Annotated in this window: 10 protein-coding genes and 3 pseudogenes; 5 read left to right on the forward strand and 8 right to left on the reverse strand. The window is 38.4% G+C overall.

Translation table 11 applies throughout. The features are described from left to right. Positions 1–88 precede the first annotated feature (88 nt). The 4 genes and pseudogenes from AC0VZ4_RS10830 to AC0VZ4_RS10845 all read left to right on the forward strand — a co-directional run bounded on the left by AC0VZ4_RS10830 (position 89) and on the right by AC0VZ4_RS10845 (position 4,427). Positions 89–1,102 carry a hypothetical protein gene (locus AC0VZ4_RS10830; RefSeq protein WP_475439671.1) on the forward strand — a complete coding sequence of 338 codons (1,014 nt, stop codon included), beginning with the start codon at positions 89–91 and terminating at the stop codon, positions 1,100–1,102. A 52-nt stretch (positions 1,103–1,154) separates the two neighbouring features. After that, on the forward strand, positions 1,155–2,252 hold the full coding sequence (locus tag AC0VZ4_RS10835) for an ISAs1-like element ISPsesp1 family transposase (RefSeq protein ID WP_475439672.1): 1,098 nt from the start codon (positions 1,155–1,157) through the stop codon (positions 2,250–2,252). Positions 2,253–2,281: 29 nt separating this feature from the next. Beyond that, positions 2,282–3,640: pseudogene (locus AC0VZ4_RS10840) on the forward strand (agarase); the annotation flags it as partial. A gap of 172 nt (positions 3,641–3,812) precedes the next feature. Continuing rightward, positions 3,813–4,427, forward strand: coding sequence for a GntR family transcriptional regulator (locus AC0VZ4_RS10845; RefSeq protein ID WP_007376633.1), 615 nt, complete (start codon positions 3,813–3,815; stop codon positions 4,425–4,427). Between the two features lie 416 nt (positions 4,428–4,843). On the opposite strand, the gene AC0VZ4_RS10850 is transcribed toward AC0VZ4_RS10845, so the two are convergent. Together AC0VZ4_RS10850 and AC0VZ4_RS10855 are read right to left on the reverse strand one after the other, a co-directional pair. After that, positions 4,844–5,023, reverse strand: coding sequence for a hypothetical protein (locus tag AC0VZ4_RS10850; RefSeq protein WP_007376635.1), 180 nt, complete (start codon positions 5,021–5,023; stop codon positions 4,844–4,846). A gap of 387 nt (positions 5,024–5,410) precedes the next feature. Continuing rightward, entirely contained in the window at positions 5,411–6,010 is a 600-nt protein-coding gene (locus tag AC0VZ4_RS10855; protein WP_475439673.1) for a hypothetical protein, read from the reverse strand. A 342-nt stretch (positions 6,011–6,352) separates the two neighbouring features. Between AC0VZ4_RS10855 and tnpC the strand changes: the two genes are divergently transcribed. Continuing rightward, positions 6,353–7,792 carry an IS66 family transposase gene (gene tnpC / locus AC0VZ4_RS10860; protein WP_475439674.1) on the forward strand — a complete coding sequence of 480 codons (1,440 nt, stop codon included), beginning with the start codon at positions 6,353–6,355 and terminating at the stop codon, positions 7,790–7,792. Positions 7,793–7,919: 127 nt separating this feature from the next. Here tnpC and AC0VZ4_RS10865 read toward each other — a convergent pair whose 3' ends face one another. The 6 genes and pseudogenes from AC0VZ4_RS10865 to AC0VZ4_RS10890 form a co-directional block, all read right to left on the reverse strand. After that, the gene (locus tag AC0VZ4_RS10865; RefSeq protein WP_475439675.1) at positions 7,920–8,738 is read right to left on the reverse strand and encodes a sulfatase-like hydrolase/transferase; all 819 of its coding nucleotides are present in this window, start codon (positions 8,736–8,738) and stop codon (positions 7,920–7,922) included. A 37-nt stretch (positions 8,739–8,775) separates the two neighbouring features. Further along, positions 8,776–9,024 (reverse strand): annotated as a pseudogene (locus tag AC0VZ4_RS10870) (transposase); the annotation flags it as partial. Beyond that, positions 9,011–9,391, reverse strand: a complete 381-nt coding sequence (locus AC0VZ4_RS10875; protein WP_475439676.1) for a SapC family protein — start codon at positions 9,389–9,391, stop codon at positions 9,011–9,013. The pseudogene AC0VZ4_RS10870 and the gene AC0VZ4_RS10875, both read right to left, overlap by 14 nt. A gap of 23 nt (positions 9,392–9,414) precedes the next feature. Next, positions 9,415–10,608: a tryptophan 7-halogenase gene (locus AC0VZ4_RS10880; protein WP_475441642.1), complete on the reverse strand. Its 1,194-nt coding sequence runs from the start codon at positions 10,606–10,608 to the stop codon at positions 9,415–9,417. A 28-nt stretch (positions 10,609–10,636) separates the two neighbouring features. Next, on the reverse strand, positions 10,637–11,962 hold the full coding sequence (locus AC0VZ4_RS10885) for an IS4 family transposase (RefSeq protein ID WP_475439677.1): 1,326 nt from the start codon (positions 11,960–11,962) through the stop codon (positions 10,637–10,639). An 89-nt stretch (positions 11,963–12,051) separates the two neighbouring features. Continuing rightward, positions 12,052–12,408 (reverse strand): annotated as a pseudogene (locus AC0VZ4_RS10890) (tryptophan 7-halogenase); the annotation flags it as partial. Between the last annotated feature and the right edge of the window lie 11 nt (positions 12,409–12,419).

A 12,419-nucleotide genomic window follows, 5' to 3' on the forward strand; every position in this document is an offset into this window, starting at 1 on the left:
AAAAAGCAAAAATTGCACATTGTTAACAATTTTCAAATTTGTTTTTTTAATGTATGGTATGTTAAATTGTAATTAAAGGTTAAACAGCATGACATATAAAAAGAACATACTACTCACATCGCTCTTGCTTGCGCTAAGTGCCTGTAATCAAGAAGAAGTTAAGATTGAAAAGCCCACAAACGAGCTTACGCAGATAAAATCAGCAGATACATTAATGTATTTATTTGCTGATGCTGCACACTCACAGATAGCCCCTGTTCACTATAAAAGTAACGCAGCAACTATCGAAGAAAAAAACTCTGTATTAGATGTGACATTTAAGTCAAAAAATAATCTGTACGCTAATATTGTTTTTTCATCTGATGAGCCATGGGATTGGAGCGAATTTAGCGACTTTAACATTGCTTTTGAATTAGCTAACCCGGGTAAGCATTCTGTACAGATTTACTTAGACATTTCTGATATAGACGGCGCTAACTACACACGTAGTGTAAATGTACCAGTGGGAGGCTATAACACTTACTATGCCAAACTTGACGGCCACGACCTTGCAACCCCTGATGGCGAAGAAAATGTAGAACTAAACTTTACTTCAGGTCTGCGTTCTAATCCCGATACGTGGGAGTCTGATGAGGTACAGTTTATTTCTATGTGGGGTAAAAAAAATCTCAACTTAAAAGGTATAAATAAAATATCCATTAGCGTGCAAAACAATCTGCACGACAAAGAACTACAAATAAAATCTATTTCACTTCGTAAAAACCCTCAATTTAATACCGCTTTTTTAACCAAAATTGTTGATGAATTTGGCCAAAATGCAAAACAAGAATTTGCAGGGAAAGTACATTCAGAAGCCGAGCTATTGAGCGACAAAAAACAAGAAGCAACACAGTTGCTTTCTAAACGCCCTACTAATCGCTCACGCTTTGGTGGCTGGGCAGAAGGTCCAAAATTAGAAGCGACTGGTTATTTTAGAACGGCTAAATACAATGATAAATGGTCATTAGTTGACCCTGATGGCTATTTATATCTTGCAACTGGCATTGATATTATTCGTCTTGCAAACTCAACAACACTGACAGGGCGGGATCACACTTTGTAAATAAACAAATTTTATGATCTAATACCATAAATTTCATCACCTTAAACTTATTATGTCACTCTTCTCACATTTAGAACTCGTCAAAGATAATCGTTCACATATAAATCAGCACCATAACTTAGTTGATGTGCTTTTTCTTATTATTACTGCCGTTACATCAGGGTGTGAAAACTGGCAAGACATTGAAGTCTATGGCGAAAGTAAGCTTAATTGGTTAAGAGGATTTCGTTCTTTCAAAAATGGCATACCCACTCGACATAGTATTGCTCGGATTTTTAGAACCGTTGATACTGACTCATTACTACTCGCGATGTATAGCTGGGTCAATCAAAACCGCGTTAAGTCAGCGCATCCTGTCATTGCCTTCGATGGCAAAACTATTCGCGGAGCAAGTAAACACATTGCTGATAAATTACATCTCGTCTCAGCATTTGATTGTGAAGCAGGTCTCACATTATTCCACCAAACAGTTGGCAGTAAGACGAATGAAATACCGGCAGTTCGGGATTTATTGAAAATACTCGATATCAATAACACCGTCATTACACTTGATGCTTTGCACTGCCAAAAAGAAACGCTAAAACAGCTAATTAGCAGACATGCAGATTATCTAGTGCAAGCAAAGGGTAATCAAAAGAAACTTTATAGCGCGATTCAAGATGCATTTACACACCAGTATGAATCTGAAAACTCAGAGATACTTAGTCATGTAACACAAGATGAAGGGCATGGGCGAAAAGAAGTACGCACGATAGATTGTCTTGATGCGCGTTTATTACCGAGTGAAATTAAAGAGAGCTGGCCATCAGTTAGAACAATCGTTGCGGTGCAGCGAGAGCGAACGAAGGGTAATAGAACGAGTATTGACACACATTACTACCTAACATCGTTGACAGACAATATATTGATAAGTAAAACAATAAGACAACATTGGCTGATAGAAAATCAGCAACACTGGATACTGGATGTCGTATTTAAAGAAGATGCCTGTCAAATACATGAGCCATTAAGTGCGCAACATATGGCACTATTTAGACGCGTCGTTAGGAACATGATAAAGCAGCATACGAAAAGCAAGGGGTCAATAAGAAGTAAGTGTGTAAGAGCTTGTTATGATGATGCTTTTAGAGAAGAACTTCTTTTTGGTTAACATTTTTAACAAAGTATGCTCGCGCCCTAACAACACTGACGGGTTACGATTTTGATCAAGCGTTGTTAGCTAAACCAGCTGATGCAGGTGTAACACCTGAGGATTCAAAAGGTTTAAACCAAGTAAATAAAGAAGCGCTTAAAAGCCGCTTTGTAGCGTCACAAGTGCGTAAAAATTTATTTGAATGGCTACCTGATTATAGCGATCCACTCGGTAAACATTTTGGCTATCGTAAAAGTGCGCATTCGGGTCCGTTAGAACACGGTGAAACATATAGCTTCTACGCTGCTAATTTAGAACGCAAATATGGTCAAAATAATGCAGATTACATGCAAAAATGGCGAGAAGTTACCCTCGATAGAATGATTACATGGGGCTTTAGTTCATTAGGCAACTGGACAGATCCAAGCTACTACGATAATCAAAAAGTGCCCTATTTTGCCAATGGTTGGATTATAGGTGATTTTAAAACCGTATCAAGCGGCAACGATTTTTGGGGAGCCATGCCAGATGTATTCGACCCTGAATTTACAGTGCGTGCTAACGAAACCGTTAGTGTTGTTGCAAAAGAAGTTAAAAATTCACCTTGGGCAGTAGGTGTATTCATTGATAACGAAAAAAGCTTTGGCCGCCCTGATTCTGTAAAAAGCCATTATGGTATTGTAATAAACACATTAGGCCGTGATGCTAAAACAGTGCCTACTAAAGCTGAATTTTCTCGCTTAATGAAAGAAAAATATACTGATGTCGCTAAACTTAATAAGGTATGGCACTTAAACTTAGCCTCATGGGTTGAGTTTGACAAAGGTGTAACGGTTGATATAAAAAATGAAGAGCAGCTTGTCGATTTTTCTATATTACTCACCGCCTATGCTGATAAGTACTTTAGTGTGGTAAATGCCGCTATGGATAAATACCTACCAAATCATATGTATTTAGGTGCGCGTTTTCCTGATTGGGGCATGCCTATAGAAGTTGTTAAAGCCTCGGCTAAATATGTTGATGTAATAAGTTTTAACGCATACAAAGAAGGTCTAAGGGATGACAAGTGGGCGTTTTTATCACAATTTGACAAACCCGCTATAATTGGTGAGTTTCATGTTGGTTCATCTGATTCAGGATTATTTCATCCTGGGTTAATACATGCTGCTAATCAACAAGACAGAGCAAATATGTATACCGATTATATGAACTCAGTGATCGACAACCCCTACTTTATAGGTGCTCATTGGTTTCAGTATATAGATTCTCCGATTACAGGCAGAGCTTACGATGGCGAAAATTATAACGTAGGCTTTATAAGTGTCACTGATAGACCTTACATTGAAATGATTGAAGCCGCTAAAGCGATGAATGAGTCTATGTATGAGCGACGATTTAAAAAATAATTGCACATTCATCATTTAATTGTACATTTATTGGCCTGTTGTAATGTGTTAACAATAGACCATTCCTTTTTTTTTATATACACTGAGGTAAGTACATGATCTTAACTCGAATAACGACTATTTTTTAACCGTAGCTAAGGTCACATAAAATAAATTAAATCTAGGAATAAATATGGCTGGTAACAGAGCAACAAAAATTTTGTCTGTAAAAGATCAAATCGCTGAACAATTACGTTCAGATATAATCTCTGGTGAAATGCCACCACAAACTAAGTTAAATGAAAAAGAGCTGGCAGAGCGCTTTGGTCTCTCTAGAGGTCCAATTCGAGATGTAATTTTGCAATTAACAAAAGAAGGTCTGTTGATTTCGCGAAATAATTGCGGCGCATCAGTCAACAGCGTACTAGAGCCTAAGCTACAACGTTTAATGATTAAACTTCGTCGCAGCATAGAAGAGTATGCAATAACTGAGTTAAACGGTAATTTAACTGATCAAAACATTGCTGAACTTGAGAGTATTTTAGCGTCTTTAGAAGACGCTCTAGATAGAGAAGATTATACCGAAGTAACTAAAATTGATATTTCGTTTCATCAGTATTTAATATACCAAGCTGGTGGCGAAGAACTTGTTAATATTTGGTACCCGTACGTAATGCGTATGCGCTTAAACTATAAGCGAATTACTTCAAGTTCTGAATGTGTAAACGAGCACCGTGCTATTTTAGAAGCACTAAAAGCACAAGATAGCACAGCAGCAGTTAAGGCTGTAAAACATAATATTAAGTAATGAAATAAATTTTATGCTGAATCATAGCCGCTGCAAAGCGGCTTTTGCAGTTTTAAAGCCAACGGAAGCCCCTTTGAGTTATTATTCACAAAGAGATTATGAGGCGCTACGCTTAAGAGCTGGCGTTTTAAAAATAAATAGTAAAGCTGTGTCAGACTGACGGGTCTACTTTCAATGCATCTCCGCTTATCTTATTACACGGCCTGCAATACAAATGAGAAAATGGCAAAAGACAAAGTGCGACCCCATTTTGCCCTTATATAAAGGTAGGTGTGTTAAGTTTAAGAAGATAATAAAAGGGCCACCTTTTTACTGATAGTCCAGTGTTAATACCTATTCCTTATAACTTCTACTGATGAGTTCATAACCTTGGGCTTGATACACATCAATACATTTTTGATATTTATTTTGAAGTTTTATTTCATCAAAAAAACCAAGTGAGTAGGCATCACACTTAACTTCATTTTGTCTGAGTTTTCTAACACAGCAACCAGCTTCAGTTCCGCAAATCCAAATTTATATGCTAACTCTTTAAATTGTGAATAGAGCAAGAGTGAGAAAGCAATTAAAAGTATAGCCGTAAGTGATTTATTCATTTTTTATCCTGTTAAACGATTAGAGTGATTTTAATGAGCTAAAATTGAACCACTTATCCACTCCTTTTAAAACAAGGCCTATAGAACGCTACTCAAACTACTAAATAGCATAATAAATAGAATCTAGTTAATTTAGCCAAATTATTGATGCTTCAACCATCACTGAGTTGCTATTTTGATTCCATCACTTAATAATACTCGTTTTAGACTATCGATTATTTTAGCATGCCAATACTAAGCACTAAGCTTCCTTCATTTACTTCTCACTCCCTGCTCTTTATACAAAAAGTTTACTGAATTATTCACAAAAGAGGTTAAGAGACGCTGCGTGAATGTGAGGCTTTTAAACGCCTCACACCATTTTCTCTGGCACAGAAAGTTGCTTATTTAGCGAGGAATAAGCTGTCTAGGAATATTTAATTTTTTATCATCAGCCCCAACAGCAAAATTACTTAAGTGGTAACTATTAGCCTTACTCCAATCAACTTCAACGCGATTATCCCCTAACACAATATTACCTAACTTATTCCTAAACCAGTTGACAAGCCCAGCATATTGCTTGTCGTAGGCCACATTATTTTGTTCTTTTGGGTCTTTGTCTAAATCATACAAAGCCATCTCAACTTTTTCAGCTGGTGCAGTGAGTGCCCATTTTAAATCTTTCCCAAGTTGACTTGGTTTCAAGTTAATATTACTAAATGGTCGAGTTCGCATAGAAAAACGAAATCGTTTGCTGTGTAAATACGCTCTTGGGCCTACAATAACGTTAATTTCTCCCAATATATACTCACGCTTTGGTACAGATTTATTATAAACATCAAACAAACTAACACCGTCTAAATATGAATATTGTGGCTCACTTGCATCTACTCCACCGGCAGCCATAATTGTTGGTGCAAAGTCAACAAACTCAACTAAATCCGAATTAATTTTATTAGCAGGAAGTAGTGACTTATCAGAAGCAACGACAATGGCCGCATTACCCACAGATTGTTGCCAAGGGCCAAATTTTGCTCACCAAGGTGCCAGCTATGATCTCCAACTGTAAAAATTATCACATATTCTTGATGATTCTTTTTACTGTATTGCTTAAAGGTCTCTACCGCTTCACCAATTAAAAAGTCGCCATACGCACAAAAAGCATAATAATCTTAAATCGCTTGCTGAATTTCTGCGTCTGTCATACCTTTCATTTTTGAAGTTTCGTAAATACCTAATAATTGTGTAACTATTCACCATGGTAAATTATTTTCAAAGGATCTTTTTTAACTATTGACCGATCCCGCCAGTATGCCAAGCTAGGGCTATGACCTAATAGCCCTAGCTTCAATGAATTTAAACAGCATCAACATCGACGAAATCGTTGAGAAAACCAAAGCTCAATTACAAGAAGGTAAAACTCTCACGCCTGCGCTGAAGATGTCTATTGAACTCATTCTGGTTGTCGTTGTTATGTTAGCAAGTAAATTAGGACTTAACAGTAACAATAGCAGTATCCCGCCATCAAAAGACATCAACCGAAAAAAACAAAACAAAGAGAAATCAGCCAAGTCAGCGGGTGGTCAAAAAGGCCGTGCAGGTAAAACACTAACCCAAACACAGACGCCTGATGAGATCAAAATCATCCTAGTTGAACGTGATTTTTTACCGAAAGGTCACTACCGTGAAATTGGCTTTCAAAAACGACAGGTTGTCGATATAGATATCAGGAAAGTGGTCACTGAATACCAAGCACAAATTCTGGAAAATGAGCAAGGTAAGCGTTTTATTGGTGAATTTCCAGAAGACGTTAACAGTCCTATTCAATATGGGGTTGGTGTAAAAGCCCATGCAGTTTACCTATCCCAATATCAATTACTCCCTTACAACCGCATTGAAGAATATTTTTGTGATCAACTCGGTATTCCAATCAGTGCGGGTAGTTTATTTAACTTTAATGAACAAGCAGCGGCCTTGGTAAAGTCCTCCGGCGCAGAAGCCGCGCTCAAGAAAGCCCTGAAAACGACTTATCAAGCCTTACACGTTGATGAAACGGGGATTAATATAGGTGGTAAACGACGATGGCTTCATGGTGCATCAACGACGTGGTGGACGTATTTTTACCCGCATGAGAAAAGAGGGAAAATAGCGATGGATGACGCCGATATTTTACCTCACTTTACTGGGGTACTATGCCACGACCACTGGAAACCGTATTATCAATATACACAGTGCCAACATGCCTTGTGTAATGCACATCATATCCGAGAGTTAGAAAGGGCATGGGAGCAAGACGGTATGCAATGGGCAAAGGATTTGCAAACCCTACTGACTGAAATCAATAAACATCAAATAGATAACCCCGAGCTAGATGCAGACACAAAAGCTCACTATATAGAGAAATATCAACAAATATTGGCTCAAGGTGACATTAAATGCCCTCCACCGGATAGAAACAGCCGAGTAAAAGGCCAGCGAGGCAGATTGAAACGAACAAAGTCTAGAGCGTTGTTAGAGCGGTTAAGAGATTATCAAGATGATGTCTTACGGTTCATGACGGAAACAGCGGTGCCTTTTAGCAACAACCAAGGTGAGAATGATATTAGGATGACCAAGGTTCATCAAAAGATATCTGGGTGCTTCAGAAGCATGCAAGGTGCAGAGATGTTTTGTTTAATCAGAAGCTACCTCTCGACTTGCAGAAAACAGCATGTATCAGCAAGCCTAGCCCTTGAATTACTCTTCAAAAATCAGTTACCTGATATATTTATTGAAAATGTGGCTGAATAGTTACATAATTGTTTAGGTAGTTTTTTTAACTCTGACTCATTAAAGCTTGGTACTTTATATTGTTTGTTTTTAAACCTGTCACGAAATGACTTGGGCGGTAGTACTGGGGTGTGAGGTAAATGAAAACCTAAATGTAAAAACTGCGGCACAGCGCTATTAGCTCCTTGCATTTTTTACCCCATAAAGATGAATACTCTGTATTTGCATTTTGCAAATAATGTTGGAACTCTTTAACTATGTAGGCATCTATTGTTTCACCAGCTGGTTTGGGGTTTTCCCCCCCAAGGATTAGATCAGTATTACCGCGAGTATAAGCACGTAAAATATCAAACTCTTTATCCGTAAGCTTTTTTTGCGCAATATCTTCAGTGGTCAATTCTGCATTATTTCGTTTTAAATAGTATTTACGTTGTGTACCATCGGGATAAAGTACGTTTTCAGTAGTACCAATTACATTATAATTTTCATCATATTGCGCTTTAGTAAATAAATCGCCTAGGCCATTTTTCTGTAAATCATTTTTAAAGTGTACTTTTACATCAAATAACTGAGCATTGTGAAAGCCCTGCCCGGGACCCCATTTATAAATATAATGGTCTTCTTTACCAAAAGTAGAAGTAGTATAACCATTGCTTCTCATCACCTCAGAAACAGTCGGTTTCACAAAATCAGGGTTTTGATGCGTTAACTCAAAAGCATAATGGCCATTTCGAAACGGGTATCGTCCTGAATGCATTGAACCTCGCGACGGACCACAAACCGGTGAGTTGGTAAAAGCATGGGTAAATAACACGCCTTCAGCGGCTAATTTGTCGATATTCGGGGATTCAACATACCCTAAAGGACTCTCCTTTTGCCCATACATAGCTTGATTAAAAGCTGATACTGAATCGGGTCGCTGGTCGTCAGTAATAATCCATAATATATTAGGCTGTTTGGACTGCACTAACCCACTAGGGCGCGAGCATACTTTGTTAAAAATGTTAACCAAAAAGAAGTTCTTCTCTAAAAGCATCATCATAACAAGCTCTTACACACTTACTTCTTATTGACCCCTTGCTTTTCGTATGCTGCTTTATCATGTTCCTAACGACGCGTCTAAATAGTGCCATATGTTGCGCACTTAATAGCTCATGTATTTGACAGGCATCTTCTTTAAATACGACATCCAGTATCCAGTGTTGCTGATTTTCTATCAGCCAATGTTGTCTTATTGCTTTACTTATCAATATTTACTCTTGGGTGTTGTTCGTTAATTGTAACAGCGAGATCTGTTTGCTCGGTCTTGTTAGTAAGTTTATTTCCTATTCCTAACTTAAATGGTTGTCGCTGTAAGTGTAAAGGTACGTATGTGGCATGCCATATATCATTTTGTAAAAATAAGTTTTGCCCCTCATCAAAGCCAGTTAAAGCATATAGTTCAAACTGGCCAGTTTGATTGTTCTTCATAAAATAGACTGGGTAGTCTAATGCAAGTTGAGCAAGCTCATCAGCAATAACCGGAATGTAGTTTACTGCTTCGCCGTATTGTGTACCGCGTTCAGTTTTAATGCGAGTGTGCTTAAGTGTATTTTTATCGAGTAATACTGAGTTTGTCATAGTGTGTCGCTCTTATGTTTTAACTATATTTGCTGCATACCAAATTGATTAATTTGCGTTAATAATGCTTTATTGGTAGGTAATTTATTAAGTAATTTTTGGGTGTATTGCTGGTTGTTATTAACAAGCGCAATGGCCTTTTTAAAATAACTTTCTGAGTTGCCATACAGTTCGCTTGAGCCTGTAAACCCCATGCCATACATCACATATTGATAGCTTGCTGCTGGAAACACTTCTTGTGAATGATCAAAGTGGTTATCGCTTGGTGTATGAAATTCCCAAAGTGATAAGTTATCTTTTAAGCTTTGTGGAATAGTATTTTGATGACAGTGCGCTTGCCAAAATGGGCTGTCGGTTCGTTTACTCAACATATAATTCAACTTTAAAAAGTCGATTATTCGCTCCCATCGGTAGCTAAATGTACGGTTAAAACGCTGCGCGGTTATATTCATTACATGCCTATTGGCCGGAAATTGCTGCGCAACAAAATTGGCTGATATTTCTACCAGTAATAAAGCGGAGGCTTCCAGTGGCTCTAAAAAACCAGCTGAGAGGCCTACTGCGACACAGTTTTTATGCCAAAATTTTTCACGATGCCCTGGTTCGAAACTAAGCTTTTTAACTTTGTATTCGCTTTGCTGATCTTTATTAATATTTAAGTAATCAAATAATTGCTGCTTAGCATCTTCATCACTAATGTGTTTACTAGAGTACACATGCCCTATTCCACGGCGTGTTTGTAATCCTATATCCCAAATCCAGCCCGATGTTTGTGCTGTAGATAAAGTATGCGAGCATATTGGTTCGTCATCTTTGTATGGCATGTGTATGGCAAGCGCACTATCAGCAAATAATATATCTTTACAAGATTTAAACCCCACCCCTAAGTTCTCACCTAGTAATAACGATTTAAAGCCACTGCAATCGATAAATAGATCCCCAGCTATCTCTATTTTATTATTAAGGCTAACGCTTTTAATATCGCCATTTGTGCAATTGTTTACACCGACGACAGTGCCTACAATGTGTTTAACATTAAGATTATCAATGCAGTGGTTTTTTAAAAATGTAGCGAATAAGCCTGCATCCAAGTGATAAGCATAATTTGCTATTGCACTAAATTCGGGTGTGGTGATTTGTTTGGGAGCTAATCCACTTTCGCATATTGACTGCTGCGCACTTACATATTGGGCAAAAGGAGGTTGTGCGTTATTAATATTAAGCCAGCTGGTGGCTTAATGCCAGTCAGTTAACAGCTGACTGGCGTTTTTTATTGGGGTATTTACTGGGTTTTGGTTTCACACATCTCGGATACGCCCGCTCCTGTTTTATCGGTAATATGTGATGTTCAACTTGAGCTTGTAATTGCTCTATTGATTTAGGTATCCGTCCTGCATTTTCTATAAACATTGTATGAATAAGGTTAATAATACTAATAGCACACGTCGTAAAACTCAGGTGTTTTGCATATATTCCAGACTTTTTCTGCGCCATTTTCACCATCTGATATCGGAGCAAGTTATAGCTCAACATTACGCCCCATAATTCTTGCGCTATCATCTCAGGTTTCTTGCTGCGTAGCGTGAAGTGACTATTCAGTAACGTTTGTTTCATTTCTCGATAACCAAGTTCAATTTCCCACCGTTCACTATAGAGGTCAACAATGTCAGCCTTAGGGAAACGCATTGGATCAGTCAGTGAAGTGAGTATATTCACCTCTTTCCCCTTAACCGTTTTCGTGACTAGCCTGACTTCAATGCTCTGTGGTAAATCGTCGAACTTTTTTCTCGCTTGTGCTGTTGCTTTTAGCTTGATAAGTTTGTCTTGACGACCTAAAGAGCGAACAATTTCATATTGCGTGCCTTTTCTCATCGGTTGAAGCCAATGCCTATTTCCCCCAGCATGATGCCAACGATTGAGTAAGCCTAGAGAATAGAAGCCTCTATCAAATAACGTCAGTGAGTTATCGGGTGTTGCCTCGATTAAGTCTTCAGCCAACACCATTTCACTAGTACGACAACTATCAAAGGCGCTCCCCATTAATAAATGGCTAGTTAACTCCATCAAACACACCATGCGAACCTGAGGGAAAGCCGTGTCACCATGCTGATTTTTCCACACGGAGAATGCATGTTGATTTTCAGCAGTATCCGGTGTGCGCCAAATAACACCATCAACACCCAGTAGTGATAGCCCGCACCATGTGGGATGGTTCGCATCAGCATTCCACATTTGCTGACTTTTCTCAAAAACCTGTTTAACGGCATCAGCCCCAAGCCGCTGCCTAGCCTGTACAACCGCACTGGGTGCAACGAGTTCTTTTTTACCTGGTAAAGCGAGCCCTAATTTACTGACAATACTCCACAGTGGGTCTTCACGATAAAACGACATACAAATGACTGTCCAAACGGCCATCTCAACAGGAAGCCTTCTTTTCCTTATCGTCGCGACACCAGCGGTTTCAGCGCATTGTTTGATAAAGTCAGGACATAAAAAATCACTCAGTTGACCTAAGCCTTCTGAATTGGGTGCGTAGCTATTGGCAAGAGAAAGTGCGGTAGTGAGTTGCAAAATAAAAGGCTCCTGAATAAATTCAGAAGCCTTTATAAACTAACCAGAAGATCGGTCAATGGATCGTCAAATATTTCTTAACTGATCGGCATTAAGCTGGTGGCTAAATTATTTTCAAACATCCCCGTAGGTAGCTCAAGCGGGTGATAGTAGTAATCATCATTTTCTCCGGTTACCCACTTAGCAAATTTAGCACCTTGCTTAAACGATACATTACATTTTTTTATAAATTCAGTTTCACGAATACCCATGTCTTTAAGGGTTCTGCGCATTGTAGGCCAAGTTCCTTCGCCAACGCCAACTGTAGGAATATCTGAGGACTCTAACAGCGTTATATTTATTTTTTTGCTGTGATGTTTTTGCAAATACGCCGCAATTATTCCTGCACTTAGCCATCCTGCAGTTCCACCGCCAACTATTACTATTGATTTAATATCATCGTTCATAGCAACCTCGT

Source organism: Pseudoalteromonas sp. QJM3NY_22 (assembly GCF_056173065.1).